This window comes from Streptomyces hiroshimensis, from assembly GCF_014650335.1.
Taxonomy (GTDB): Bacteria; Actinomycetota; Actinomycetes; order Streptomycetales; family Streptomycetaceae; genus Streptomyces; species Streptomyces hiroshimensis.
In genome coordinates this window covers 74,454-101,114 of the sequence record NZ_BMUT01000015.1, presented here as the reverse complement: position 1 = coordinate 101,114, position 26,661 = coordinate 74,454, and the positions used below count along the sequence as shown (strand labels likewise).

At 74.1% G+C, this 26,661-nt stretch carries 22 protein-coding genes, 1 tRNA gene and 1 pseudogene; 10 read left to right on the top strand and 14 right to left on the bottom strand.

Going from position 1 to position 26,661, the window contains the following annotated elements:
- Positions 1-74: 74 nt before the first annotated feature.
- Positions 75-1,373, bottom strand: coding sequence for a helix-turn-helix domain-containing protein (locus IE241_RS28480; protein WP_190024782.1), 1,299 nt, complete (start codon positions 1,371-1,373; stop codon positions 75-77).
- Positions 1,374-1,584: 211 nt separating this feature from the next.
- Between IE241_RS28480 and IE241_RS28475 the strand changes: the two genes are divergently transcribed.
- Entirely contained in the window at positions 1,585-1,869 is a 285-nt protein-coding gene (locus IE241_RS28475) for a holin (protein WP_190024728.1), read from the top strand.
- A gap of 323 nt (positions 1,870-2,192) precedes the next feature.
- Positions 2,193-2,906: a hypothetical protein gene (locus IE241_RS28470; RefSeq protein WP_190024727.1), complete on the top strand. Its 714-nt coding sequence runs from the start codon at positions 2,193-2,195 to the stop codon at positions 2,904-2,906.
- A gap of 194 nt (positions 2,907-3,100) precedes the next feature.
- On the opposite strand, the gene IE241_RS28465 is transcribed toward IE241_RS28470, so the two are convergent.
- A complete protein-coding gene (locus tag IE241_RS28465) occupies positions 3,101-3,280 on the bottom strand; it encodes a zf-HC2 domain-containing protein (RefSeq protein WP_190024726.1) in 180 nt (59 codons plus the stop codon).
- 112 nt (positions 3,281-3,392) lie between these two features.
- Between IE241_RS28465 and IE241_RS28460 the strand changes: the two genes are divergently transcribed.
- A complete protein-coding gene (locus IE241_RS28460) occupies positions 3,393-3,968 on the top strand; it encodes a sigma-70 family RNA polymerase sigma factor (RefSeq protein WP_190024725.1) in 576 nt (191 codons plus the stop codon).
- Positions 3,969-4,075: 107 nt separating this feature from the next.
- Here IE241_RS28460 and IE241_RS28455 read toward each other — a convergent pair whose 3' ends face one another.
- Positions 4,076-4,570 (bottom strand): copper chaperone PCu(A)C, encoded by a 495-nt coding sequence (locus IE241_RS28455; RefSeq protein ID WP_190024724.1) that lies wholly within the window; start codon positions 4,568-4,570, stop codon positions 4,076-4,078.
- On the bottom strand, positions 4,567-7,215 hold the full coding sequence (locus tag IE241_RS28450; protein WP_190024723.1) for a heavy metal translocating P-type ATPase: 2,649 nt from the start codon (positions 7,213-7,215) through the stop codon (positions 4,567-4,569). Before IE241_RS28450 ends, IE241_RS28455 begins: the two co-directional genes overlap by 4 nt.
- A 593-nt stretch (positions 7,216-7,808) precedes the next feature.
- Here IE241_RS28450 and IE241_RS28445 point away from each other — a divergent pair.
- Together IE241_RS28445 and IE241_RS28440 are read left to right on the top strand one after the other, a co-directional pair.
- On the top strand, positions 7,809-9,155 hold the full coding sequence (locus tag IE241_RS28445) for a cytochrome P450 family protein (protein WP_190024722.1): 1,347 nt from the start codon (positions 7,809-7,811) through the stop codon (positions 9,153-9,155).
- A gap of 6 nt (positions 9,156-9,161) precedes the next feature.
- Positions 9,162-10,163 carry an L-tyrosine/L-tryptophan isonitrile synthase family protein gene (locus IE241_RS28440; RefSeq protein WP_190024721.1) on the top strand — a complete coding sequence of 334 codons (1,002 nt, stop codon included), beginning with the start codon at positions 9,162-9,164 and terminating at the stop codon, positions 10,161-10,163.
- 213 nt (positions 10,164-10,376) lie between these two features.
- Here the strand turns inward: IE241_RS28440 and IE241_RS28435 are convergent, their stop codons facing one another.
- The 3 genes from IE241_RS28435 to IE241_RS28425 are packed head-to-tail and all read right to left on the bottom strand — an operon-like array spanning position 10,377 to position 13,342.
- Positions 10,377-11,192: an ABC transporter ATP-binding protein gene (locus IE241_RS28435; protein ID WP_190024720.1), complete on the bottom strand. Its 816-nt coding sequence runs from the start codon at positions 11,190-11,192 to the stop codon at positions 10,377-10,379.
- Positions 11,193-11,197: 5 nt separating this feature from the next.
- On the bottom strand, positions 11,198-12,277 hold the full coding sequence (locus tag IE241_RS28430) for a FecCD family ABC transporter permease (protein ID WP_190024719.1): 1,080 nt from the start codon (positions 12,275-12,277) through the stop codon (positions 11,198-11,200).
- Entirely contained in the window at positions 12,278-13,342 is a 1,065-nt protein-coding gene (locus IE241_RS28425; protein ID WP_190024718.1) for an ABC transporter substrate-binding protein, read from the bottom strand. It lies immediately after the preceding gene.
- 382 nt (positions 13,343-13,724) lie between these two features.
- Between IE241_RS28425 and IE241_RS28420 the strand changes: the two genes are divergently transcribed.
- Positions 13,725-14,435, top strand: a complete 711-nt coding sequence (locus IE241_RS28420; RefSeq protein ID WP_229899953.1) for a PIG-L deacetylase family protein — start codon at positions 13,725-13,727, stop codon at positions 14,433-14,435.
- Positions 14,436-14,541: 106 nt separating this feature from the next.
- Here IE241_RS28420 and IE241_RS28415 read toward each other — a convergent pair whose 3' ends face one another.
- The 3 genes and pseudogenes from IE241_RS28415 to dhaL all read right to left on the bottom strand — a co-directional run.
- On the bottom strand, positions 14,542-15,783 hold the full coding sequence (locus IE241_RS28415) for a PP2C family protein-serine/threonine phosphatase (protein ID WP_190024717.1): 1,242 nt from the start codon (positions 15,781-15,783) through the stop codon (positions 14,542-14,544).
- Positions 15,784-15,898: 115 nt separating this feature from the next.
- A complete protein-coding gene (locus IE241_RS34405; RefSeq protein ID WP_373300792.1) occupies positions 15,899-16,279 on the bottom strand; it encodes a PTS-dependent dihydroxyacetone kinase phosphotransferase subunit DhaM in 381 nt (126 codons plus the stop codon).
- 117 nt (positions 16,280-16,396) lie between these two features.
- Positions 16,397-17,023: pseudogene (dhaL, locus tag IE241_RS34400) on the bottom strand (dihydroxyacetone kinase subunit DhaL); the annotation flags it as partial.
- A 293-nt stretch (positions 17,024-17,316) separates the two neighbouring features.
- Here dhaL and IE241_RS28405 point away from each other — a divergent pair.
- A complete protein-coding gene (locus IE241_RS28405; RefSeq protein ID WP_190024715.1) occupies positions 17,317-17,997 on the top strand; it encodes an esterase/lipase family protein in 681 nt (226 codons plus the stop codon).
- Here the strand turns inward: IE241_RS28405 and IE241_RS28400 are convergent.
- From IE241_RS28400 to IE241_RS28390, 3 genes are all read right to left on the bottom strand, one after another.
- Positions 17,968-20,424 (bottom strand): hypothetical protein, encoded by a 2,457-nt coding sequence (locus IE241_RS28400; RefSeq protein ID WP_229899925.1) that lies wholly within the window; start codon positions 20,422-20,424, stop codon positions 17,968-17,970. The two genes, IE241_RS28405 and IE241_RS28400, sit on opposite strands and share 30 nt — an antisense overlap.
- Positions 20,425-20,427: 3 nt before the next feature.
- Positions 20,428-20,500: transfer RNA gene (locus IE241_RS28395), tRNA-Arg, on the bottom strand.
- A 128-nt stretch (positions 20,501-20,628) separates the two neighbouring features.
- On the bottom strand, positions 20,629-21,897 hold the full coding sequence (locus IE241_RS28390; RefSeq protein WP_190024714.1) for a glycoside hydrolase family 18 protein: 1,269 nt from the start codon (positions 21,895-21,897) through the stop codon (positions 20,629-20,631).
- A 381-nt stretch (positions 21,898-22,278) separates the two neighbouring features.
- On the opposite strand from IE241_RS28390, the gene IE241_RS28385 reads away from it, so the two are divergent.
- On the top strand, positions 22,279-23,451 hold the full coding sequence (locus IE241_RS28385) for an acyl-CoA dehydrogenase family protein (protein ID WP_190024713.1): 1,173 nt from the start codon (positions 22,279-22,281) through the stop codon (positions 23,449-23,451).
- A gap of 133 nt (positions 23,452-23,584) precedes the next feature.
- Here the strand turns inward: IE241_RS28385 and IE241_RS28380 are convergent, their stop codons facing one another.
- On the bottom strand, positions 23,585-23,962 hold the full coding sequence (locus tag IE241_RS28380) for a hypothetical protein (protein ID WP_190024712.1): 378 nt from the start codon (positions 23,960-23,962) through the stop codon (positions 23,585-23,587).
- 208 nt (positions 23,963-24,170) lie between these two features.
- Between IE241_RS28380 and IE241_RS28375 the strand changes: the two genes are divergently transcribed.
- Both IE241_RS28375 and IE241_RS28370 read left to right on the top strand, forming a co-directional pair.
- Positions 24,171-24,614: an Lrp/AsnC family transcriptional regulator gene (locus tag IE241_RS28375; RefSeq protein ID WP_030365423.1), complete on the top strand. Its 444-nt coding sequence runs from the start codon at positions 24,171-24,173 to the stop codon at positions 24,612-24,614.
- Between the two features lie 99 nt (positions 24,615-24,713).
- Positions 24,714-26,357: an amidohydrolase gene (locus IE241_RS28370; protein ID WP_190024711.1), complete on the top strand. Its 1,644-nt coding sequence runs from the start codon at positions 24,714-24,716 to the stop codon at positions 26,355-26,357.
- The last annotated feature ends 304 nt before the right edge of the window (positions 26,358-26,661 follow it).

Here is a 26,661-nt window from a genome sequence, read left to right as displayed (position 1 = left end):
GAGTTTCCGGGTTTCCGGGATTTCGGTCGCTCGTCGTTTCGTCGCTTCCAGAGCCGACAGCGACCGGTCGGACGTTAGGGCTGTGTACGTTGCGCCAACGTTGCCCGGCCCGGGTTGTGCAGGCCCCGCGCGTACGTCTCCCGTAACCTCCTCGCCTCCGCCGCCACCCCCGCCCGCTGCGGCGCACTCGCCGGCAGCGCCGCCAGCAGCCTCTCCCACACCTCCAGGTCCTCCTCGCCCCACCGGCTGTCCGCCCACAGCTGCAGCGCCCACGCGTCCCCGCCGCCGAGCACCGCCCGCCGCAGCCGCCCCTCCACCAGCCGCCGTACCCGGCACACCCCCGGTGCCTCCGACGAGGGCAGCAGCGGACCGGCGTACGTGCGCAGTGCGCCGCGTACGTCACCCGCCTCCAGCTCGCGCTCCACCCGGGCGACATCCGTCTCGACCGGTGCGCACAGCCGGTACGGGCGGGAGGCGAGCAGCGGGCCCACCAGTCGCCGCAGTCGCGACAGCTCGGCCCGCAGCGTCACCGGCGGCACCGGGCGATCTCCGTACAGCGCCGTCGCCAGCTGATCCCCTGTCAGCCCCTCGGGGTGGCCGGCCAGCAACACCAGGATTTCGCTGTGCCGTCTTCCCAGGCGTATTCGGCGGCTTCGGCAGCCGTCCGGCGTCGTCAGCGTCGCTTCGTCCTGGCCCAGGGCCGTCAGCTCGTGGGCGCGGACTCCTCCCGGGCCCCGGAACCCCTCCGCCAGCCGCGCCTCCGCCGCCAGCGCCGTCGCCCGCACCAGGGCCAGGCTGTGCGGCGCCGCCAGGTGGTCGCCGCCCGTGAGGTCCACCGCGCCCAGCAGCCGGCCGGTCCGCGGGTCGTGCACCGGCGCGGCCGCGCACGTCCAGGGCTGGACCGCGCGGTTGTAGTGCTCGGTGGCGAAGATCTGCACGGCGTGGTCCAGCGCGAGCGCCGTGCCGGGTGCGTTCGTGCCCGCGTGCCGCTCGTCCCAGCGGGCACCGGCGACGAAATTCATGGCCTCGGCCCGGCTCCGCACCCCCCGGTGCCCCTCGACCCACAGCATCCGGCCGGACGCGTCGCACACCGCGAGCAGGTGCGCCCCGTCGTCCGCGATCGTGCCCAGCAGCTCCCTGAAGAGCGGCATCACGGATGCCAGCGGGTGCGTACCGCGGTACTCCTCCAGTTCCGCGTCGGCCAGGTCGACCGGCGCGAGGAAGTCCGCCGCGGGCAGCGCGGCCGCCGACCGCCGCCACGAGTCGGCGACCACCGCCCGGACCCGCGGGCTCACTCTCCCCCCGGTCACGAACTCCTCGTGCGCCCCGCGGACCGTACGGCTCCGCTCGGCCGGGTCCTCGCCGCCTGCCATCGCCAGCCAGGGATTGACCGCTTCAGCCGCTTCAGCCGCTTCAGCCGTATCGACCACATCGACCACATCGACCACGTGGATCCTCCGCCCTCCGAGTCCTTCCGAGTCCTTCCGCGTTCTTCCGAGCCTTACGGGGCTTGCGGTGCGCGCCGTTCCGCCACGACGCTTCCCTTACCCATCGGACACGAACGGAAGAGACGAAGAAACAGTCATGCCCAAAGTTCTGCTCGACATCCTCGAGCGCACCGCCGCCGCGTACGTCACCACCTTCCTCGGTCTCCTCCTCGCCGACGGGTTCGACCTCACCGACGTCTCCGCGCTCAAAGCCGCGGCGATCGCCGCGCTGCCCGCCGCCCTCTCCGTCATCAAGGGCGCGATAGGCACCCGCTTCGGTGACAAGGGCAGTGCTGCCTGGCTGCCCGAGCGCGGCAGCGGCGGCAGCGGCGAAGGCAGCAGCAGCCGTACGCGCACCCGTAAGCCTCACGCCGGAGGCTGATCATTCACACGGGGTGTGAGCCGCGCACCCACGGTCGCCCCCGCGCACACGCTCCCGCACCCGCCCCCCGCGCGCTTGACTCGTTTCTGCGAGTCCCAATGGAGCGACGGGACCCGGGCCGTCGGTCCTTCCCCCGAGCCGGCGACCCACCGCCTCGTACCGCCGGGCGGACGGTACGGGGCGGTCCCGTGCGCCCGAGCGGGGGGTCGTACGGGCGTCTCCGCGTACCCCGCCGTCGCGTCGCGCGGCGCGGGTGCAACGATGTGGTCGTCATGAGAGCAGGGCCGCAGCCGGAACAGGGACCGCGAGCGCTGCGAGCCGCAGTGTTCGCAGCGGTCTGTGTGCTGCTCGCTGCCCTGGGCCACGCGGTCATGTCCGGGACGACCGTCCCCTGGTGGGCCGTCGCCGTCGCGCTGTGCGGTACGGGCAGCGGGGCGTGGTTCCTGGCGGGACGCGAGCGCGGCCCGCTGCTGATCACGCTCGCCACGGTCGGCGCCCAGACCGGGCTGCATTTCTTTTTCGGTCTCGCCCAGAACGTCGTCGTGAACGCGGCGCGGGCCGCCCGCCTCGGCCTGGATCCCGCCATGCCGATGGAAGCGCCCGCCGGGCACTCCATGGCTTCCATGGGCGACATGCCCATGGACATGGGCTCCACCGGCTCCATGGGCACCGGTTCCATGGATATGGGCTCCATGGGTGACATGGCCGGCCACTCCATGTCCTCCATGCACTCCATGTCCTCCATGCACGCCGGCCACGGCGCGCTCGGCATGTGGTCCGCGCACGTCCTCGTCGCCGTCATCTGCGGCATGTGGCTCGCCGGCGGCGAGCAGGCGGCCTTCCGGGTCGCCCGCACCCTGCACAGCCGGTTCTTCACCCCGCTCCTCGTCCTCTTCCGCACGGGGGCGGCGCCCTCCGGTCCGCCGCGCATCCGCGCCGACCGGAGCCGCGCCGCGCAGCGCCTGCGGCAGCTGCTGTACGCGCACGTCCTCGCCACACGTGGTCCACCGGCCCGCACCGCCGTCGCCTTCGGCTGACGGCGACCTCCCGCGCCGAACCACGTCACCGGGCCCGCCCGCTCCTCGGGCTGCCCGGATTCCAGGAAGGACACAGGGCGATGACCCCTGCCCGTACGCGGGTCGTGCCACGCCGGCACGCCGTCCCCGCGATTCCAGCTGTTTCGGCGGCCGTTTCGCCGGCCGTTTCGCCGGCCTCGTTTTCGGCCGTCTCCTCAGTCCATGCCGAGGCCCGCCGCCAGCACTCTCAGCCGGCGCGCCCGCTCGCCCCACGCGTGGCACTCGGCGCATCCGCGCAGATGCGCGTCGAGGGCCGCGCCGGTCACGCCCGGCGGCAGGTCCTCGCCGTCGATGCCGGCGGATATGGCGGTACGGAATTCACTGCAGTGCTGCACCCTGCCATCGTCCCCGGTGCCGCTTTTGCCCGGTGCATCACCCCCCGCTCCCTCACCCCCCGCTCCCTCACCCCCCGCTCCCTTACCCTCACCTCCCGCCAGGGAGGCCGCCGTGCGTGACGACGAAGCCGTGACCACATGGGCCCTCGCCGCCCGCAGCGGTGACGCCGACGCCATCGAGCGCTTCATCCGCGCGACGCAGAGCGACGTACGCCGCTACGTGGCCCGCCTCAGCAACGACCCGCAGGGCGCGGACGACCTCGTCCAGGAGACCTACCTGCGGGCCCTGCGCTCGCTGGAGCGCTTCGAGGGCCGCTCCTCCGCCCGTACGTGGCTGCTGTCCATCGCCCGGCGCACCGTCGTCGACCGGCTGCGCTTCAACGCCGCCCGCCCCCGTCTGTCCGACACGGACGACTGGCAGTCGGCCGCCGAGCGGGCCCAGACGGCCCAGCTGCCCGGCTTCGACGAGGGCGTCGCGCTGTCGCAGCTGCTGGACCGCCTGCCCTACGAGCGCCGCGAGGCGTTCGTGCTGACCCAGATGCTGGGCCTGCCGTACGCGGAGGCGGCCGTCGTCGCGGGCTGCCCCGTCGGTACGGTGCGGTCGCGCGTGGCGCGGGCCCGCGAGGCGCTGATCTGCCAGCTGGAGACGGCCGAGCGGGATGCCGTGCGCATACCGGTCGCGGCGTAGACAGGCAGAAGTACGTGTAAGTACACGTAAGTAAGGGCTGGGGAGGCCGGGCATGTGCCCGGCCTCCCCAGCCCCTTTTTCACGTTTTCACGCGTTTCACTCGCCTGTCAGTTCCCCGGCCTGACGACCTCCGCCTCCACCTGCACCGTGCCCGCCCCGCGGAACCGCAGCACGACGGGCAGCCGGTCGCCGAGCTTCAGTCGCGGCGGGGCCGAGATCATGACGTCCACGCCGTGCGGGGACATCTCCAGCGTGCCGCCGGCCGGCACCCTCGCCGACCGCACCATCTGCATGGAGCCCGCGCCCTTCTTGACCACGGTGCGGCTGAGCATCGCGCCGCCGGCCGTCGGAGCGTCGACGCCGACGAGCTCGTCGTCCACGTCGCCCTCGTTCCGTACCCGGAAGAACGCGGCCGTGTCGTCCCGGCCGAACGGCAGCAGCACGCGCGCGTTCTCGACCGTGACGGCCGGGGGACGGCCCGCCGCGCCCGAAGCGGTCCACGCGCCGAGCCCGCCGAGGGTCACGGCGCACGCGAGGACGGGGACGAGCGCCGCGCGCCCGGCAGCGGCGAGAGCCGTGATGTTCTTCGTGATCTTCTTCATGCGTCACCTCGCGGAGCCAAGGCGGCGCCGGGGCGTCGGCCGGTGGAAACAGAAGATGCGGGCCTACCGTGCGGGCGCCGTCCCGTCGACGTCCGCGACGGCACCGGCTGCCAGCCCCGCAGCCGCAGGCTGTTCGCGACGACCAGCACCGAGCTGACGGACATCGCCGCCGCGGCGACCATCGGGCTCAGCAGGCCCACCGCCGCAAGCGGCAGCGTCACCAGGTTGTAGCCGAACGCCCAGGCGAGGTTGGTGCGCACCGTCGCCGACGTGCGCCGGGCCAGCCGGACGGCGTCCGCCAGGGCGCCCATGTCCTCGCGGACCAGTGTGACGTCCGCGGCGCCGATGGCCGCGTCCGTGCCGCCGCCCATCGCGATGCCGAGGTCCGCGCCGGCCAGCGCCGCCGTGTCGTTGACGCCGTCGCCGATGACCGCCACCCGGCGGCCCTGGGCGCGGAGCTCTCGTACGAGCTCCGCCTTGTCCTCGGGCGTGGCCCGCGCGTGGACCTCGGTGATGCCGAGCTCCGCGGCGACGGCGCGCGCCGCGCCCTCGCTGTCGCCCGTCGCGAGGACGGGTCGCAGGCCGAGCCGCTTGAGGTGGTCGACGGCGCGGTAGGAACCGGAGCGCACGGTGTCGCCGAGGACGATCACCGCCTCCGGCGTGTCGTCCACGCGGACCAGGACCGCGGTGCGCCCGTCCCGCTCGGCGTCGCGCACGGCGGAGGCCAGCGCTTCGGGGAGCGGGGGCGCCGCCGTGGTGGAACGGCTGCCCTTCGTACGCGCCGCGCGTGGTGTCCGTGGTGTCCGTGGTGCCCGCTCGCCCGTGGTGTCCGGGCGTACGACCTCCACGAGCCGTCCCTCGACCCGTCCGGCGACGCCCTTGCCCGGGGTGGCTGTGAAATCAGTGACCTCCGGGAGACGCGGGGCGGGAGCTGCGGCGTCCGGCGCCTCCGGGGCCTCGGCTGCAGGAGCGCCCGCTCCCGGGGCCTTCGCCCGCGGCGTCTCGGCCGCCGCCGATGCCGCGGGCTCCGAAGCCGCTGCCGCGGCAGCGGACGCCCCCGGTGTCTCCGCCGCCCCCGGCATTCCCGGCTCCGCAATCTCCGGCCCTGCCGTGCCGTCCGCGCCCCGCACATACGCGCAGACCGCCCGGCCCACCGGATGCTCCGACCCCTGCTCCGCCGCCGCGGCCAGCCGCAGCGCCGCCGCCTCGCCGATGCCGCCCGGACGGGCCGTCACGCCCGTCACCGTCATCGAACCCGTCGTCAGCGTGCCCGTCTTGTCCAGGACGACCGTGTCCACGCGCCGCAGCCCCTCCAGCGCCTGCGGCCCGCTGACCAGGATGCCCAGGCCGGCGCCGCGGCCCGTGGCCGCCAGCAGGGCCGTGGGCGTGGCCAGGCCGAGCGCGCAGGGGCAGGCGACGACGAGGACGGCCACCGCGGCGGTGACCGCCGCCTGCGAGGAGGCGCCCGCGCCGAGCCAGAAGCCGAGGACCGTCACGGCGACGGCCAGCACGGCCGGTACGAAGACCCCGGCGACGGCGTCGGCCACGCGCTGCGCCTTCGCCTTGCCCGCCTGCGCCTCCTCCACCAGCTTGGCGATCCGGGCGAGCCGGGTGTCGGCGCCGACCGCCTCGGCCCGTACCTCCAGCAGACCGCCGGAGTTGACGGCGCCACCGACGACGGACGAGCCCGGACCGGCCTCCACGGGCGCGCTCTCGCCCGTCACCAGGGACAGGTCCAGCGCCGAACTGCCCGCGACGACGACGCCGTCGGTGGCGACGCGCTCACCGGGCCGCACGAGGAAGCGGTCGCCGACGCGCAGCTGCTCGATCGGCACCCGGCGCTCCGTACCGTCCGCGCCCCGCACGAGCACGTCCTTCGCGGCGAGCGAGGCGAGGGCCCGCAGCGCCGAGCCCGTGCTGTGCCGGGCCCGCGCCTCCAACAGCCTGCCGATCAGCACGAACAGGGGAACGCCCACGACCGCTTCGAGGTAGACGTCCGCCGTGCCGGCCGTCATGGAGGGCACCAGCGTGAACGGCATCCGCATGTCCGGCCGTCCGGCGCCGCCGAAGAAGAGGGCGTACGCGGACCAGGAGTAGGAGGCGATGACGCCGAGCGAGACGAGCGTGTCCATCGTCGCGGCGGAGTGCCGCAGCCCGCGCAGCGCACGCTCGTGGAAGGGCCACGCGCCCCAGACGGCGACCGGTGTCGCGAGGACGAAGCACAGCCACTGCCAGTTGCGGAACTGCAGGCCGGGGGCCATGGACAGCACCAGTACGGGGACGGACAGCACGGCCGTGATCAGCAGCCGGGTCAGGGCGGCGCCCGTGGCCGCCTCGCCCTCCTCGCCGCCCTTGCCCCCCTCGGACCCCGGCGCGGGGTCGGGCTCGGGCAGCGCCGCCGTGAAGCCGGCGCCCTCGACGACCGCCATCAGCTCGTCGGGGGTGACCTCGGCGGGGTGGGAGACACGGGCCCGGCCGGTGGCCAGGTTGACGGTCGCGCTCACGCCGTCCAGCCGGCCGAGCTTCTTCTCCACGCGCGCCACGCAGGCGGCGCAGGTCATACCGCCGACGATCAGTTCTGTGGTCGCGGCCACCGTCGCGGCGGCGGAGCCGGTGTCGGCCGCGGAGCCGGTCGTCGTGCTCATCGTCCACCCATGCCGTGCATACCGTCCATGCCGTTCATGCCATCCATGCCGCCCATCCCTCCGCCGGAGCCCGAACCCGAGCCCGAACCGGATCCGGATCCACCGGTGCGGTGTATCCCGGGAGCCGCCGGACCGGCGGCCGAGCCGGCGGCGTACGCGACGCCGAAGAGGGCGGCCAGGAGCAGGACGAAACCGATCAGGGTCGCGTACGGACTGCCGTACGGACTGCCGTACGGACTTCCAGACCGACTTCCGGACCGGCTTCCGGATGGAGATGGAGGTGGAGCTGGATCTGGAGATGGAGAGAGCGAGCGACGAGCGGTCATCTGCGCATCGTGGCACGCTGCAGGGCCGGTTCGGCCGCCTTCCGCCCGCTCCCGGCGCGTGAGGATTGTCCCTTGTGTCCGCGGGAACCAGAGGCCCTTGCCAGCCGACTACCTGGTGATACGGAACCTGTGCGAGAGGGCTCGGACGGGGGAGCCACCCCCGCCGTCGTCCGTAAATCCGTGCGAACAAGCCCCCGGTCGGCGGGAACTCACCCCGCCCTCCGTCCGACTTCTCAGGGGTCCACGACTTCGCGAGGAGCCCTCACCGTGTCCCAGCCCGAGCCGTCCGAGCTGCCCGACCCCGTCCCCCTCTACGGGCCCGAGTACAAGCGGGACCCCTACCCGCTGTACGCGCGGATGCGGGAGGCGGGCCCGATCCACCGGGTCCTCTTCCCCAGCGGGGTCACCGCCTGGCTGGTCACCGGGCACGAGGCCGCCCAGAAGACCCTCGCCGACCCCCGGCTCGGCAAGAACCACGACCGCGGCAACGACCGCTGGCGCGCCCGCGCCTCGATCATGCCCGAGCCGCAGCACTCGCAGCTGCAGGTCCACCTCCTCCACCAGGACCCGCCCAAGCACACGGCCATGCGCCGCCTGGTGACCGACGCGTTCGCACCGCGGCGCGTCGAGGGGATGCGGGCACGCTTCCAGGAGATGGCCGACGCACTCGTGGACGCGATGCCGGCGGCCGCGGACCCCGCCAACTCCGCCAACTCCGCGGACTCCGCCAATTCCGTCGACTCCGCCGACCTCGTGCAGTGCTTCGCCGCCCGCTTCCCCTTCCAGGTGCTCGCCGAGGTCATCGGCCTGCCGCCGCACCTGGCCGGGCGCTTCCGCCGCGAGTGGGGCAAGGTCGTCGCGCCCGTCGGGCCGACGGACCCCGGACGACCCGCCTACGAAGCGCTCCTGCGCGAACTCCAGGGCTACATCGCCGAGGTCGTCGCCGACCGGCGCCGGGCACCCGGCGACGGGCTGCTCAGCCGGCTGGTCGCCGCCCGCGACGCGGGCGAACTGACCCCGGAAGAGCTCGACTCCATGATCTTCCAGCTGCTGGTGGCCGGCCAGGAGCCCGTCACCAACCAGATCACCACCGCCATGGTGAACCTGCTCCGCCACCCCGAGGCCCTGGCGCGGCTGCGGGACGAGCCGGAGCTCATGCCGGCCGCCGTCGAGGAACTCATGCGCCTCGACAGCGCCTTCGAGCTGACCACCTGGCGCTTCCTCGCCGAGGACGCCGACCTGCACGGCACGCGCGTGCCCGCCGGCGACTCCGTGATCGTCTCGCTGTGCGCCGCCAACCGCGACCCCGAGCGCTTCCCGGACCCCGGCACGCTCGACCTCGACCGCGCCCAGGGGCCCCACCTGGCCTTCGGCCACGGCATCCACTTCTGCCCCGGCGCGGCGCTCGCCCGTATCGAACTCCAGGTGGCCCTCGGGACCTTGCTCACCCGGCTGCCCGGCCTGCGGCTGGCCGTGCCCGACGAGGAGCTCCCCTGGATCCCGGCCGTCCTCGGCCGCGGCACCGCCGCACTGCCGGTCGCCTTCGACCGGGCTGCCGACGGCGTTGCCGACCCGGCTGCCGGCCTGGCCGTCTGCCCTCGCGGCCGTGGGTGAGTGCACATGTCCCACGCCACGCTGACCCCTCCCGTAACCCCCGCTCCGGACGCCGCCGCGCATCCGGACGCCGCCGCGGCTCCCGTCACCTCCGTGGCTCCCGCGACCTCCGTCGAGGCCCGCATCCTCCGCCTCCTCCTGCCGTACCACCGCACCACCGGCGCGAGGTCCGCGGATCCCGCCGACTTCCCCGAGCAGCTGTGCCAGATACGACAGTTCACGGACGCCGGTGAGCCGGTCCTCTTCACCCTCCCCGGGTTCCCCTGCAAGTCGCCCAACCCCGCCAAGGTCCTCGGTCACCTCCCCGACGAGGGCGAGCGGCTCTCCCTCGCCTTCCTCGACCGGCTCTGCTCGCGCATCGGCGAGGTCTACGCGCCCGGCGCACGCATCCTCATCTGCTCCGACGGGCACATCTTCGGCGACCTCATCCACGTACCGGACGAGCACATCGACGCCTACGGTGACGCGCTCCGCGACCTGATCGCCGGGGAGGGGCTCGGCCGCCTCGACACATTCGACCTGCGCGACGTTCACGGGGACCTCGACCACGACACCAAGCGCCGGCTCGTGACGGAGGCCTACGCGCCGTCGGTGGAGGCGCTGCGTGCCCTCGTCCGCAGCGACGAGGAGACCGCGCGGCTCTACCGCGGCATCACCCGCTTCCTCGTCGAGGACACCGCGGACTTCGGCGGCACGCGGTCCGCGCTGCAGCGCGAGTGCCGGGTCCGCGCGTACGGGGTCATCGCGCGCAGCCGCGCCTGGGGCGACCTCATCGCCGACTGCCATCCGAGGTCCGTACGGCTGTCCATCCATCCGCAGCGGCCGGGCGCGGAGAAGTTCGGCATCCGGCTGCTGGACGCGGCGGACGCGTGGTCCACGCCGTGGCATACGGCGGTGCTGCGGGGGCGCGGGGGAGAGGCGCGGCTGATGCACCGGGCGGAGGCGGAGTCGCGGGGGCGCCTCGTACTCCGTGCGGGACGCCCGAGCCACTTCGAGGAGTGGGGGTAGGCCGTCCCCGCCCCTGGGGCGGCATGCGGCATGGTGCCGGGCCCATCGGCCGGTTCGGCACCGCCGGTCACCCCGGTGGGGGTGGAGCGCCCTTGCGGCGGAGTTTTCTGCCTGAGGCAGGAAGGCCGGCTCGAGCCTGTTCGGCGGTACCGAACAAGCGGGCGTACCGGGCACCCCCATTGGGGGTGCCCGGCACGGTCCGACCCGCCCCGCCTACCGGTCTGCAGTGAGCGGCACCGTCGCCTGAGGCAACGCCGCCGCAGGCGACCGGTGGTCGAAGGCGATCAGCGGGTCGCCCGTCAGCGGGTGGTCGATGACCGCCGCCCGGACGCCGAAGACGTCCGCCAGCAGTTCCGGGGTCAGGACTTGGCGCGGCGGGCCCGAGGCCACCACGTGGCCGTCGTGGAGGACGTGGAGACGGTCGCACAGGGACGCCGCCGCGTTCAGGTCGTGCAGGGACAGCAGCGTCGTACGGCGCTGGGCCCGCAGCAGGGCCAGGAGTTCCACCTGGTGCAGGACGTCCAGGTGGTTCGTCGGCTCGTCCAGGACCAGGACCTTCGGGTCCTGGGCCAGCGCCCGGGCCAGCAGCACCCGCTGCCGCTCGCCGCCCGAAAGCGCCGAGAAGCGCCGCTTCTCCGCCCCGGCGAGCCCCACCCCCGCCAGCGCCGCCGCCACGATGTCCCTGTCGGCGGGGTCCTCGCCCGAGAACGCCCGCTTGTACGGGGTACGGCCCATGGCCACGACCGCCCGTACGGACAACTCGAAGTCGCTGCCGCGCTCCTGGGGGAGCGCCGCCACCCGGCGAGCCGCCTCGGGGGCGGTCAGCGACCTGATGTCCGTACCGCCGACCAGCACCCGGCCGGCGTGCGGCCGCAGGTAGCGGTAGACGGTGCGCAGGACCGTCGACTTGCCGCTGCCGTTGGGCCCGACCAGCCCGGCGATCTCCCCGTCCTCCGCGACGAGGTGCACCCCGGACACGACCGTCCGGCCCGACAGCGTCACGTCGAGATCCTCGATGGCGATCCGCATCTCCCCTAGCCCCTCTCCAGGCGGCGGTCCAGCAGGTACAGCAGCGTCGGCGCACCGATCAGCGCCGTGACCACGCCCACCGGAAGCTCCTGGTCCGGCAGCGCCGTACGGGCCACCAGGTCGACCACGACGAGCAGGACGGCGCCGAACAGCGCCGCCACCGGCAGCAGCACGCGGTGTGCGCCGCCCACGACCATCCGGCACACGTGCGGCACCATCAGCCCCACGAAGCCGATCGCCCCGGAGACCGACACCAGCACCCCGGTGAGCACGCTCGTCACCACGAACAGCTCGCGCCGCAGCCGTGCGACGTCCACGCCCAGCCCGGCCGCGGTCTCGTCGCCCATCAGCACGGCGTCGAGGGCACGGGCGCGCGCGAGCAGCGCGGCCAGGCCCAGGAGCACCGCGGCCACGGGCACGCCGAGCGTCGACCACTGGGCGCCGCCGAGGGATCCCATCAGCCAGAACAGCACGCCGTGCGTCTGCTGGTCGTCACCGGCCTGCAGCACCAGGTAGTGGGTGAAGCCCGACAGGAACTGCCCGATCCCCACCCCCGCCAGCACCAGCCGCAGCGGCGAGAAGCCGCCCCCGCGCCGGGCCATCGCCCACACCAGCGCGAACGAGGCGAGGGCACCGGCGAACGCCGCCGCCGACAGCCCCAGCCCGAGCATCCCGCCCGCGCCCGCCCCCAGCACGATCGCCGCGACCGCGCCGAGCGAGGCCCCGCTGGAGATGCCCAGCAGATACGGGTCCGCGAGCGGATTGCGGACGAGGGCCTGGACGGCCGTGCCGACCAGGCCCAGGCCCGCGCCCACCACGGCCGCGAGCAGCGCCCGCGGCACCCGCAGCTGCCACACGATCAGGTCCCGGGTGCCCGGCACCGGCTCCTGCCCGCTGATCCCGCGCGCCACCGAGGACCACACCTCGCCGAGCGGCACGTCCGAGGAGCCGAGGCACACGGAAGCGGTCAGCGCGACCAGCAGGGCGGCGGCGAGTGCCGCCGCCACCCACGGCGCGCGCGCCCCCGGCTCGCGCTCCTCCGCCCGTTCCGCGGTGACCGCGGCGGGCGCCCCCACCGGACCCATCTACTTGACCCGGTCCGGGTGCAGCGTGTGCGCGATCTCGCGCACGGTGTCCGCGCTGCGCACGCCCCCGATCGTGGTCCGCTCGGAGCCGATGCGCAGGAAGCGGCCCTCCTTGACGGCCGTGAGGTCCTTCGTGGCGGGGAAGTTCTTCAGGAACTCCGCGGCCTCGTCGAACGCCTTGGCGTTCGCTTCCTCGCTGCCCCGGTTGCGGACGCCCAGCTGGATCCAGTCCGGGTTCTTGGCGACGACGTCCTCCCAGCCCACGGGCTTGAAGTCGCCGTCGCAGCCGTCGAAGACGTTGCGGCCGCCGGCCATGCCGATCACGGCGTTGGCGACCTGCCGGTTGCACACGGCCATCGGCTGCTTGGTGCCGGCGTCGTAGTCGAAGAAGAAGTACGAGGGGCGCTTGTCCTGGGGGACGTCCTTGAGGGCGTCCTGCACCGCGCCCGTCTTCTTCCGCATCTCCTGGACGAGCTCGGCGGCGCGCGCGGACGTGCCGGTGACCTTGCCCAGCTCCTCGATGTCCGCCTCGACGCCCGACAGGTCCGTACGCGGCGTCTTGCTCATCGCGGCGCAGGCCGTCGACTTCAGGAAGACGTGCTTGATCCCGGCGGTCTCGAACTCCTTGGCCGTCGGCGCGTCACCCATCTTGCCCATGTTCTTCATGGACGAGAAGGCGTCGACGTACAGGTCCGCGCCCGAGCCCAGCAGCTTCTCCTTGGGGATCGCCGTCTTCCCCAGCACCGGCACCTTCGCCGCGCGGTCCGCGTACTGCCCCGGCAGGGCGCCCTTGCCGGGCGGGAAGCCCGTGCCGGCCACCTTGTCGCCCGCGCCCAGCCACATCAGCAGCTCCAGGCTCGCCGCATTGCTGGTGACGATCCGCTTCGGCGCCGACTCGAAGGTGGTCTTCGCGCCCATGCAGTCCGTGACGCTCACCGGAAAGCCGGAGCGCTCGCCGGCCGCGGCGTCATCGGACTTCTTCGCGTCACCGCCGCCACCGCCGCCGCAGGCCGTCGCCGACAGGGCCACAGCGGCCAGTACACCGCACCACGCACGAGGGCGCATCAGACAACTCCAGGAATTTCGGTTCGCCACGGGCCCGCCGGTGCGGGTCCGGATCAGGTAGTCGGACCGCAGGCCCGCCGGGTTCCCGCGTGTCGCGAAGAAGTGCGACGTAGGCTGCATCGAACGCCCCGCCGACGGCACGCGGCGCGCGGCCCGCGGGCGGAGGCGGATCCGGCAGGTGAAGGAGACCGTGATGGCGGATGCGACGAATATGAAGAATGCGGCGAATGCGACGACGGGCGCGACGACCGGCGCTACGGCGGACGTGACGGCGGATGTGACGGGCACGGCGGATGCGGCGACGGATGCGGCGACGGCCGCGGCCGGGCAGCCCGGAGAGCAGCCGCAGCCGCAGTCGCATCCCCGCGATCAGCTCAAGGAGATGCCCACCGACTGGCGGCGCGCCCTCGCGATCGTCGCCCACCCCGACGACCTCGAGTACGGCGCCTCCGCCGCCGTCGCCACCTGGCTGGACGACGGCCGCGAGTGCGTCTACCTTCTGGCCAGCGTCGGCGAGGCCGGCATCGACACCCTCGCCCCCACCGAGGCCGGGCCGCTGCGCGAGCGCGAGCAGCGGGCCAGTGCGGCCGCGGTCGGCGTGGAGACCGTCGAGTTCCTCGGCCACCCCGACGGCGTCATCGAATACGGCACGGCCCTGCGCCGCGACTTCGCCGCCGCCATCCGGCGCCACCGGCCCGAGCTCGTCCTGACGCTCAACCACCACGACACCTGGGGCGGCACCTACTGGAACACCCCCGACCACCGCAACGTCGGCCGGGCCGTGCTCGACGCCGTCGGCGACGCCGGCAACCGCTGGATCTTCCCCGAGCTGGCCGAGGAAGGGCTCCTGCCCTGGGACGGCGTGCGCTACGTGGCGGTGGCCGGCTCCCCGCAGCCCACGCACGCCGTCGACGCGAGCAGCGGCCTCGACCGGGCCGTCGCGTCCCTCCTCTGCCACCGCACGTACATCGAGGCGCTGACGAAGGAGGACCCGGAGACGTACTGCCGCACGTTCCTGGAGGGCGCCATGCAGGGCGTCGCGGCGCGGTTCGGCGGCCGGCCGGGCGTCGCCTTCGAGCTCTTCAACCGCTGACGGCAGGGAGGGACGGCAGGGAGGGACGGCAGGGAGGGACGGCAGGGAGGGGCGGCGGGGCGGGCCCTGCGGACCTGCCCTGCGGACCCGCCCCCGTCCTACGGTCCTACGCCACCGGGACCCCCTCCGCCGCCCCCTCCGGGCAAGCCGCCTCGTCGCGCGTCCCGTGGTACTCCGACGCCCGTTCCATCACCAGTACCGCCACGTCGTCCTGCAGCCGCCCGCCCGTGTGCGCGTCGAGGTCGGCGCGCAGCCGTCCCAGCAGCTCGGGGGTGGGCAGGGCGGCCCACGCGTCCAGCCGCTCCGCCAGCGGATAGAAGCCGCCGTCCGGCGACCGGGCCTCGGTCACGCCGTCGGTGCAGGCCAGTACCCGGCAGCCGGGCGGCAGGGCGACGCGCTGTACGGTCCGGGGCGAGGCGGCCAGGTCGCCGAGGCCCAGCGGCAGGCCCGCGTCGGCCGGTTCCAGTTCGCGGGCGCCGCCCTGCGCGTCGATCAGGAACGGCGCCACGTGCCCGCAGTCCACGAACGCGACGGGCACCGGGCCGTCGCCGGCAACGGGCCCTGGCCCGGACCCGTCGCCGGGTCCGGGTCGTTCGGAGCTCTCCTCGGTGCCGAAGGCCAGCGCCGTCACGAACTCCTCCGCCGCCCGCATCCGCGCGTCCTCCGGCCGCCCGCCGTGCCGGCCGGGCTGCAGCCGCGCCTGGTACTCCGCGGACCGGTGGTAGCGGTAGAGCCCCTGCTCCATCGCCCGCACCGAGCTCTCCAGGTCGCGCCGGTGGTAGGCCGCCTCGCGGAAGGCGGTCAGCACCGCAGCCCCCGCGCCCAGCGTGCCCAGGCCCTTGCCCCGCACGTCACCGATCAGCACGCGCGTGCCGTACGGCGTGTCGACCACCTCGTACAGATCGCCGCCGACGAGGGCCTCCCGCTGCGAGGACACGTAGAAGCCGTCCACGACCACACTGCGCGTACGCAGCGGAAGCGGCCGCAGCAGCGCCCGCTGCGCGGCCTCCCCGGTGGCCCGTACGCGCTCCAGCAGGGCGTCTCCGTCGCGCCGCAGCCGGGCCACGGCGATGCTCGCGCCCACCATCAGGGCGTTGCCGACGAACGAGCCGACCCGGTTGACCGCCACCTCGCCGTCGGCCACGCCGTGGTGCGCCACCATCAGGCAGAAGTCGAGGACGCCCACGAAGACCGTCTGCCGGTACGTGCACAGCGCCGCGGCCGTCATCGGGGCCAGGGCCGCGAAGACGTCGAGGCGCAGGTTCGACGGCGTCATGAGGTCGACGCACACGATGCCCGCCAGGTAGGCCAGGACGAGCGCGAAGGGCAGTCTGCGCGACGACGACACCGTGGCGGGACCTCCACGCCGGAACGAGGCTCATAGGGGCATTTGTGCCATTACACCCTGGCATGGGTGACGCCTCTCGGCCATCGATGCGATCTTGGCGCCGCCGCCTCTTGACTCAGAGTTTGCGGTACGTGCGGGCGTCGTCCGCCGCGGCGAGGACGGCGGCGAGGTCGCCGCCGGCGGACGCCGTCACCAGGCCGGTCACCGCGCCCTCCACGAACGGGGCGTCGGCGATGCGCACCTCGGCGCCGCCGAAGCCCTCCGCCAGCAGCGCCTTGACCGTGAGCACCGCGCTGCCCATGTCGCAGAAGACCGCCACGCCCGCGCCCTGGTCCGCCGCCGCGACCGCCCGGCGCACCAGCTCGGCGCTCGTGCCCACCGAGCCGTCGGGCAGGCCGCCGGCCGGCGCGGCCGGAGCGGGGTCGCCCGTGCCGACCAGAGCCTTCGCCAGTTCGGCCGTCGAAGCGGCCACCTCGCGGCTGTGCGAGACGAGCACGATGCCGACCCGGCCGGCGGGCGCGGCCTCCTCGGGAGCCTTGCTCTCGGCCTCCGCCTCGGCCGCGACGCCGGCTTCCGCGGGCTCCTGCTCCGGCGCCGCCGCGCACAGCTCCGGGTCGGTCGCCTCGTACAGCGCCGTCACCAGCATCGCCGACGACGTGGCGCCCGGGTCCTGGTGGCCGATGCTGCGCTCGCCCAGATAGCTCGCCCGGCCGCGGCGGGCCTGCAGCGGGACCGTCGCCCCGGCACCTTCGCGGGCCGCCCGCGCGGCGGCGTCGAGTGCGGCCACGACGCCCTGCGGCAGGGCGGCCGTGTACGCGTCGGCGGCCGGCTGGAGCGCGTCGACCATCGTCTTGTCACCGGGCGCCGAGTCCCCGAGCCGCCGCACGCTCGCCACGGCGGCCCCGAGCGCACGCCCCAGCGTCTCCGGCTCGACGACAGGATCCTCGCCGAGAACCTTGCCCATCCGCCGCAGCACGGTCCCGTACAACGGCCCCGACGCGCCGCCCACGGTGTTCGTCAGATGCACACCGACCGCCGTCAGCAGGGCCCCCGGCGTGGCCGGCGGCTCCGCGGCCACCGCCTCGGCGGCGGAGGTGAAACCGCGCTTGAGGTTCGCCCCGTGGTCGGCGTCGCCGATGGCGGCGTCGAGGTCGGTCAGGTACGCGGACTCCGCGACGATCACGCGCGTGGCGCGATCGAGGAAGCGGCGGAAGAAGTCCAGGTCGAGCGGGACGGTCATGTGCGGTGGCTCCTCGTCGCAAGGACATGCAAGTACGCCGGTGCGCAGGCCTGCTGACGCATGGACACACAGGTACGGACCCGGCCCGCCTCAGCGTAGTGCGGGAGCCTCGTCCGTGTGATCGCCGGTCGTGCGTCAGTGCCGGGTTCGGGGCCGGGGCCGGAGCCGGGGCGGGGGCGATCGAGGCGCGTGGCGCGGGTGGTGCGCGGGTGGTGAGCAAGGGGTTCCGGGTGCGAGCCGGATCTGCCATAGTGCCGCTCCCGTCCGGTCCGGTCCGGTGGAGAGGTGGCCCCATGCGTCGGCTCGCTCTGGTCTTACTGGCGGTCGTCCTGGGCGCGGGCGCCCTCGGGGCCGCCCCCGTCCCCGCCCGGGCCGGATCGCCGCCCGATCCCGTCGTCTTCGTGCACGGGCGGAACGCCGGGCCCGGGGTGTGGGGTGGGATGGAGGACGACTTCGTTGCCGCGGGGTATGCGCGGGAGCGGTTGTACGCCTGGTCGTACGACACGGGCAAGTCGTCCAACGAAGTCCTCGCGGGGCAGTTCGCCGCCTACGTCGACGGTGTTCTGGCCCGGACCGGCGCGGCGCGGGTCGACGTCGTCACCCACAGCCTGGGCGCGCTGCCCACACGCTGGTACCTCGCGTTCGGCGGCGGTACGGGCAAGGTCGCGCACTGGGTCTCGCTCGGCGGTCCCAACCACGGGACGAACCTGGCCTATCTGTGTGCGCTGTGGGACCAGGGGTGCAAGGACATGACGCCGGGCTCCTACGTCCTGTCGCACCTCAACGCGGGCGACGAGACCCCCGGCCCCACGCGCTACGCGACCTGGTGGTCGTCGTGCGACGAGCAGATCGCACCCGTGTCGAGCACCTCCCTCGACGGCGCGGCCAACCACCGGGCGGCCGGCTGCCTCAAGCACAACGACCTGCTCGGCGACGACGCCGTGTCACAGGAGGTGCTGACGTTCCTTCGGTGAGCCGAGTGAGCCGAGAGGCGCGTCCCGCAGCCAGTGGCGCTCCGTCGTCCAGCCCAGGAAGCGGCGCGCGGCACCGCCTTCCGCCGTGCCGTCCGCCTCGAAGGAACCGCCCGCGGCGACCAGCCGCAGCCCGGCGAGCGCGGGCGCCAGGCGGTCCGCGACATGGGACGGGTGCCGTGCCGTCTCGCCGTCCAGAGCCGCCAGCACCGCGGCCCGCTCGTCCGCCGCGCACAGCGACAGGTGGAAGAGCATCTGCCGCCACGCGTACGCCGCGTCCTTGATCGTGGGCAGCGGGCGCGGGTTGTACGGGACCTGCGCCGTCAGCCTGCACACCGTGGTGAAGCAGCGCCGGGCCAGGTCGGCCCAGCCCGGCGCCGGGGCGGCGCCGAGCGGGCCGGCGACGGCGGCCAGGTTGTGGGTGGTCAGGATCTGGGCCTGCTCGATCACCTTCCCGTTGGCCGCCACCGACCACGTACGCGGGCGGACGCCGGCGTACGCGTGGCACAGGTCCGCGAAGTCCTGCTGCGCGGACCGCGCGGACTGCGCAGACGTTCCCGGCTCCAGGGGACCGCGGCCGTGCGCCGACTCTTCCAGCGCCACGACCAGCTCGTAGTCGAGGCCGTAGTACCGCTCGTAGAGCGAGCCGCCGAGCAGCCGCCCGGCGCCCGCCGCCGCCTTGAGGAACTTCCCGGAGAAGGTCCCCATGAAGATGTCGGCGGCGAGCTCCTCCACGAACGGCACGTCCTCGCCCGCCTGCCGGGCCAGCGTGGACAGCTCCCGGACCAGCGGGTTCGGCAGGATCGTCGCGGGGAAGCCCTGCAGCGAGACCTCCGCGAGGTGCACCAGCGCCGTACGGGCGCTGCGGCCCGCCTCGCCCTGCCGGCGCAGCCCGGCGACCGCCGCGACCCACGGCAGCTCCTCGATGCGCACCTGGCGTTCGAGGTTGAGCAGGAGCAGCGAGCGGCGGTTGCGGAAGGCCCGGTAGGTGGCCGCCATCAGCGTCCGCAGCGCCTCGTCGGGGTAGGCGAGGGCGGTGGTCGAGGCGACGAGCTGCGGCACGAGCCCGGCCAGGACCTCCGCCGAGGGCACGACGCCGCGCGCGACCAGTGTGGCGAGCGGGGCGCTCAGGGCGGACTCGACCGTCCGCCGGACCACCTCCGGTATCGCGGCGCCGGCGGTCAGCCCGCTCGCCTGCGCCTCCTCGTCGGTGACGGGTGCGACGAGGGGTGCCACGTCGGGCGTGCCGGTGTCCTGAGGGAGAACGGACAGGCGCCGGGCCACGAGCTGGGCCAGGGCGTGATGCGAGGGGCGTGCGGCGTCGGCCGCCTGACGTGCGCGCAGCTCCTGGTGACGCCCGGAGCCGGGCAGGCCGCGCCGCCGCACCATGGAGTCGACGGCGTGCTGGAGCCGCCCGAAGCGGGCCGGGTCCAGCGCCCGGCGGGTCACGTACTCCTCCAGCGCGAGGCGCAGGGAGAGCGGATTCTCCCCGGCCTTGCGGTGCTTGGTGCACAGCGTGTGCCGGGCGGCCAGCCGCTCGTACCGCCGGAGCATCGCGGCAGCGCGCCGCAGCCAGTCCTTGTCCGGCGTGCGGGCCAGGACGCGGCCGACCCGGCCGGCGTCCCCGGACCCTGCGGTGTCGGCCCCTGTGGTGTCGGCTCCTGCGGTGCCGGACCCTTCGCTTCCTGACCCGGCGGCGGTCTCCAGCCAGAGGGCGAGCATCTCGTCGAAGAACGGGTTCCAGACGGCCAGAGCCTCCCGCATGGCCTCGACGCCCGGGTTGGGGCGGCGCCGGCCGACGGCCGTGCCGGCCTCGCCGACCGTGAGGCGGTGGGCGACGGCCGCATCGGAGGGCGCGGGCGCGGTGCCCGGCCGGGGCGCGAAGCGCAGCCGCCCGGCGAACGGCTGCAGCGTCTCCAGCAGGCGCAGCGCGCCGAGCCGGTCCCCGGAGCGGAGCAGCCACGCGACGGTGAGCAGCGCGGCCTCCTCGGGCACGGCCACCTCGTACGCCCCGCTGTCGAGCAGCGCGGTCAGCTCGGCGAGGCCGGCGTCGCTCAGCCAGTACGCGAACAGCGCGGCCCGGTCGGCGCGCACGCCGGCCCGCCGCGCGGTGGCGGTCTCGTGGGGGAGGAGCGGGCCGCCGGCGCTCGCGGCGCCGGTGGCGAAGCCGCCCCGGACGACCTCCGGGGTGACCCAGGCGGGCAGTCCGGCGACGGGGGTGCGTGATCCGACGGTCAGCGTCCCGGCGGCCATGCCGGCCAGCACGTCCTGCCAGCGGCCGATCCGCCGCTCGGCGCGGCGGCGGGCCCCGGGGTCCTCGTGCGCGGCCGCGGTGGTGAAGGCCCGGGCCAACTGGCCCGTGGGGTAGCCCGCGTGGATGCCCAGGTCTACGGTCTGCTTCGGCTCGTGCCGCTCATCCTGCTCGTTCATAAGCCGGCGTGGCAGGGATCGCACCTGCGCCCTCCGGGTAAGGAGCCCGGTGATCTACTGACTGATCTACACGCCGTCGTTGCGGGAATCTTAGGTATCGCCCGGCCGGACAGGCAACGGCTTTTCCTTGAGCACGGTCTACGAGAGCGCGGTCCGCCCTCACGGGAGAAGGGGGGCGGACCGCGGGATCGTGGGTGTCCGGCGTCAGCGGATGGCCTTGATCAGCTCACCGTTCGCCGTATCGCCGCTCAGCTCCCAGAAGAAGGTGCCGCCCAGCCCCTGCTGGTTCTTGTACGCCGTCTTCGCGGCGATCGTCGACGGGGTGTCGTAGCTCCACCAGTCGCTGCCGCACTTGGCGTAGGCCGTGCCCGCCACCGTGCCGCTCGCCGGGCACTTGGTCTTGAGGACCTTGTAGTCCTCGAAGCCGTCCTCGTAGGTGCCCTTGGCCGGGCCGGTCGCCGTGCCGCCCGGGGCCGACTGGGTCACGCCCGTCCAGCCGCGGCCGTAGAAGCCGAGGCCGAGCAGGAGCTTGGAGGAGGGGACGCCGAGCGACTTGAGCTTGGTGATGGTGGCGTCGGTGTCGAAGCCGGCCTTGGGGATGCCGCTGTAGGAGGTCAGCGGGGAGTGCGGGGCCGTCGGTCCCTTCGCCTCCCAGGCGCCGAAGTAGTCGTAGGTCATGGGGTTGTACCAGTCGACGTAGCGGGCCGCGCCCGCGTAGTCCACGGCGTCGATCTTGCCGCCGTTCGATGCGTCGGCGGTGATGGCGGCCGTGACCAGGTTGCGCGTGCCGAACTTCGCGCGCAGCGCGGCCATCAGCTTCACGAACCCCTCGCGGCCGCTCGTGTCGCAGGTCAGGCCGCAGGCGTTGGGGTACTCCCAGTCGATGTCGATGCCGTCGAAGACGTCGGCCCAGCGCGGGTCCTTGACGAGGCCGTAACAGGACTCGGCGAACGCGGCCGGGTTCCTGGCCGCCTCGCCGAAGCCGCCCGACCACGTCCAGCCGCCGAAGGACCAGACCACCTTGAGGCCGGGGTGCAGCTTCTTGAGCTTGCGCAGCTGGTTGAAGTTGCCGCGCAGGGCGCCGTCGTCCCAGGTGTCGGCCTTGCCGTCGACGCTGCCGGCCGCGTCGTAGGCCTTGTCGTAGTCGGCGTAGGCGTCGCCGATGGTGCACTTGCCGCCCGCCACATTGCCGAAGGCGTAGTTGATGTGGGTGAGTTTGGCGGCCGAGCCGGACGTCTCGATGTTCTTGACGTGGTAATTGCGCTCGTAGACGCCCCAGTTGGTGAAGTAGCCGACCACCTTGCCTCCGGCGGCGGTGTCGTCGGGATCCGCGGCTGCGGGCGACGCGGACGCCGGTCCGCCGAGGAGCGTGGTGGTGATCAGGGCCCCGGCGGCGGCGAAGGCGGCCAGGAGCGTACGGGCCGAGCCCAGGAGCGGGCGGGCTCTGCGGATGGTGCGGGATCGTGCGGGCATCGGTTCTCCTCGGTGGGGTGGGGAGAGCTCTCGGGGGGTGACCTGCACTCGTGCCTGCGTTCACGCCGCAGCAGCGATGGACATGAGCGATTGGCATGGACGCGCTGAGCGGTGGCAGGACCATAGAAGGACTAGACCAGTTGGGTCAATGGTTTGGACCAACCCCGTTCACAACTCCGTCAGGAGCACGTCGTCCCTGGTGCACGACTTGTCAACCCGTGACGTCCGCCCGCCGATCGGGCATACTCCAAGCCGCCACAGCCGCAGGTCATCCCGTGCCGCGACCCGGCGCGGGAGCATCGGCTGGGGCACCCCCGACGGCGGCGCCACACCCTTGCGCGCCCGTCGTCGCAGCGCCCTGACAGGGAGGAGAGCGCCGTCATGACCGACCACGGCCCGCAGCCGGTGGAGCGACAGCTGCCCACCGAGGAGTCCCGCGACCTGCTCGCGCTCGTACGCGACCTGGTGCAGCGGGAGATCGAACCCGTCGCGGCCGAGGAGGAGGAAGCCGGGCGCTTCCCCCGCGAGGTCTTCCGGCTGCTGTCCGCCTCGGGCCTGCTCGCCCTCCCCTACGCCGAGGAGTTCGGCGGCGGCGACCAGCCCTACGAGGTCTACCTCCAGGTCCTGGAGGAGCTCGCGGCGGCCCGCCTCACCGTGGGCCTGGGCGTCAGCGTGCACACCCTCGCCTGCCACGCCGTCGCAGGCTTCGGCACCAAGGAACAGCAGGCCGAGCACCTGCCCGGCATGCTCGGCGGCGGCCTCCTCGGGGCGTACTGCCTCTCCGAGCCCTCCTCCGGCTCCGACGCGGCCTCGCTGCGCACCCGCGCCACCCGCGACGGCGACACCTGGACCCTCGACGGCACCAAGGCGTGGATCACCCACGGCGGCGTCGCGGACTTCTACACCGTCCTGGCCCGTACCGGAGGCGAGGGCGCCCACGGCATCACCGCCTTCCTCGTCCCCGGCGACGCCCCCGGGCTGTCGGCCGCACCGCCCGAGCGCAAGATGGGCATGAAGGGCTCGCCGACGGCGCAGCTGCACTTCGACGGGGTGCAGGTGCCGGACGCACGCCGCATCGGCGAGGAGGGGCAGGGCTTCACGATCGCGCTGTCCGCGCTGGACTCCGGGCGCCTGGGCATCGCCGCCTGCGCGATCGGCGTGGCCCAGGCCGCGCTGGACGAGGCGCTCGCCTTCACCGCCGGGCGGCGGCAGTTCGGCCGGCCGATCGCCGACTTCCAGGGCCTGCGCTTCATGCTCGCCGACATGGCCACCCAGATCGAGGCGGGCCGCGCCCTCTACCTCGCCGCGGCGCGGCTGCGCGACGCCGGCCTGCCGTTCTCCCGGCAGGCGGCGATGGCCAAGCTCTTCTGCACGGACGCGGCGATGAAGGTGACCGTCGACGCCGTCCAGCTCCTCGGCGGCTACGGCTACACCGCGGACTTCCCCGCCGAGCGCTACATGCGCGAGGCCAAGGTCCTGCAGATCGTCGAGGGCACCAACCAGATCCAGCGCATGGTGATCGCCCGTCACCTGGCGGGGCCCGAGAGCCGCTGAGCGGCAGCGCGGCGGGCGGGCTCTCGGGGGCCCGCCCGCCGGAGACGCCCCGCTGTCAGGTCGGGCGTCAGGACAGACGTCAGGATGGACGTCAGGCGTGAGACGTCAGGTGCGGGACGTCAGGGTGGAGGCGTCAGGACGGGCGGCGCATCTCCGGGACGCGGACCGGGCGGGATCCGGGGCCCCCGATGTGGGAGAACGGCTGGGTCCTCCAGTCCAGGCTCTCCGGCAGAGTGAGCAGCAGCGCCGTGTCGAACTCCTGGCCCTCCAGCGACTCGTCCGCCGCGGGGGCCTCCTCCATGGCGCGGCCGGAGCCGGGGCACACGGTGAGCCCGAAGGGATTCCACGGCGAGGGGCACAGTGCGTGCTCCGGGAGCACGTCCTCGTCCGGGAGCAGGGCGATCGGGCGGGCGCAGTCCGGGCAGGTCACCCGGAACATCGTGGTGGTATCGACCTCATAGGGCTCGTACGGGCTGCCGTCGCCGTCGTTCAGGCGTTCCAGGCTGGGCATAGTCTTTCTCCCCCTCGGATTGGCCGGCCAGGCGTCGCGGCCTCGGCCAAAGCAAGCACTTCCCGCGCCACGAGCCGGGTAATCGCCGCATCACGGAGGACACGGGTGCATATCTGTGTTGTTCGTCACATGTCTTTGTGCGTGGGCATGCGCCCCCATCGAGCCGTCGACTGTGCCGCTCCGGCCGGAACCCAGTAGGTTGATCCGCGTGGAGGAGCTGGACAGAGAAATCGTGGAACTGCTCGTCAAGGACGGGCGGATGAGCTACACCGACCTGGGGAAGGCTACGGGCCTGTCCACCTCGGCGGTGCATCAGCGCGTGCGCCGGCTCGAACAGCGGGGCGTCATCCGAGGCTACGCGGCGGTGGTCGACCCCGAGGCGGTGGGGCTGCCGCTCACCGCGTTCATCTCGGTGAAGCCCTTCGATCCCAGCGCTCCCGACGACATCGCGGACCGCCTCGCCGAGATCCCCGAGATCGAGGCGTGCCACAGCGTGGCCGGCGACGAGAACTACATCCTCAAGGTCCGCGTCGCCACGCCGCTGGAGCTGGAACATCTGCTGGCGCGGATCCGGTCGCTGGCCGGGGTGTCCACGCGGACCACGATCGTGCTGTCCACGCCGTACGAGGCGCGGCCGCCGCGCGTCGGCTGACGGCCTTGTTTTGGAGCCCGTCCGGCGATTGAGGACACCGGGGTCCGGGGCGGAGCCCCGGGTAGGGGACGGGGCGGGCCAGGGGAGAGACTGATCCCTATGACCGAGCCCTACGCATCCCAGGACACCCCGCGCACCGTTCTGCTGCGCAACGGCGACGTGCACAGCCCCGCCGACCCGTTCGCCACGGCCATGGTCGTCGAGCGCGGCGCCGTCGCCTGGGTCGGCTCCGAAGGCGCCGCCGACTCCTTCGCCGACGGCGTCGACGACGTGGTCGACCTCCAGGGCGCGCTCGTCACCCCCGCGTTCACGGACGCACACGTGCACACCACCGCGACCGGCCTCGCGCTCACCGGTCTCGACCTCACCGGCGCCACCTCCCTGGCCGAGGCGCTCGGCCGGATCCGGGCCCACGCCGACGCCCGCCCGGCCGACCGCGTCCTGCTCGGCCACGGCTGGGACGCCAGCGCCTGGCCCGAGCAGCGGCCCCCGGCCCGCCGCGAGCTGGACGAGGCCACCGGGGGCCGGCCGCTCTACCTCACCCGCTCCGACGTCCACTCCGCCGTCGTCACCACGGCCCTGCTCGACCTCGTGCCGGGCCTCGCCGGCCTCGGCGGATACCACCCCGACGGGCCGCTGACGGGGGACGCCCACCACGCCGTGCGCGCCGCCGCGTACGACGCGGTCACCCCCGCGCAGCGCGCCGAGGCCCAGGCCGCCGCGCTCGACCGCGCCGTCTCCCTCGGCATCGGCTCCCTGCACGAGTGCGCCGGGCCGCAGATCTCCAGCGCCGAGGACCTCACCGGGCTGCTGAGCCTGGCGGCCGGCCGGCCGGGCCCCCGCGTCGTCGGCTACTGGGCCGAGGCCATCACGTCTGCGAACGAAGCCGGGCGCATCCGCGAGCTCGGCGCGCTGGGCGCCGCCGGCGACCTCTTCGTGGACGGCTCCCTCGGCTCGCACACCGCGTGCCTCCACGAGCCGTACGCCGACCTGCCCGGCAGCACGGGCACCTCCCACCTGGACGCCGCGGCCGTCGCCGCCCACGTCGCCGCGTGCACCGAGGCGGGCATCCAGGCTGGCTTCCATGCCATCGGCGACGCCGCGCTGACCGCCGTCGTGGAAGGCGTCCGCGCCGCGGCGGACAAGCTGGGCCTGGCCCGCGTCCGCGCGGCCCGGCACCGCGTCGAGCACGCCGAGATGCTCACTCCCGAGCACATCGCGGCCTTCGCCGAATTCGCCCTCACGGCCTCCGTGCAGCCGGCCTTCGACGCCACGTGGGGCGGTGACACGGCCATGTACGCCCAGCGCCTGGGCGTCGAGCGGGCCCGCACCCTCAACCCGTACGCGGCCCTGCTGCGCGCCGGCGTCCCGCTCGCCCTCGGCTCCGACAGCCCGGTCACCCCGCTCGACCCGTGGGGCACCGTCCGCGCCGCCGCCTTCCACCGCACCCCGGGGCACCGCATCTCCGTCCGGGCCGCGTTCACCGCGCACACGCGCGGCGGCTGGCGGGCGATCGGCCGCGACGACGCCGGCGTCCTCGTGCCGGGCGCACCCGCCGACTACGCGGTCTGGCAGGCCGGCGACCTCGTGGTGCAGGTGCCGGACGAGCGCGTTTCGAGCTGGTCCACGGACCCGCGCTCGGGCACCCCGGGCCTGCCCGACCTCACCCCCGGCGGCCCGCTCCCCGTCTGCCTGCGCACCGTCGTGGGCGGGCACACCGTCTACGAGCGGCCGAACGGGTGACTCCGTACCCGGCGCGTACCGCCGAACGATGAGAGACCGGCCTGTCGCCGCCCGTGATCACTCGCCGTACTGACCTGCTGATTTGGTGCATACCTCCAGGTCGCGGAGGTGTTGACAGGGTGCGGGCGGCGGCCGGTAGGTTCTGCGGAGTCCACCACAGGACGTCCGGCCGGTGCACTTCCACACAGTCGTCGAACGCAGCTGGGCCATGGGGCGGTGCGCCGGGGAGCGGTCACCGCCACTGGCAGCCAGGTTCCAGCGCACGGGGGCGAGGGAGGTGCTGCCGGGCCGGCAGGTGCGACCC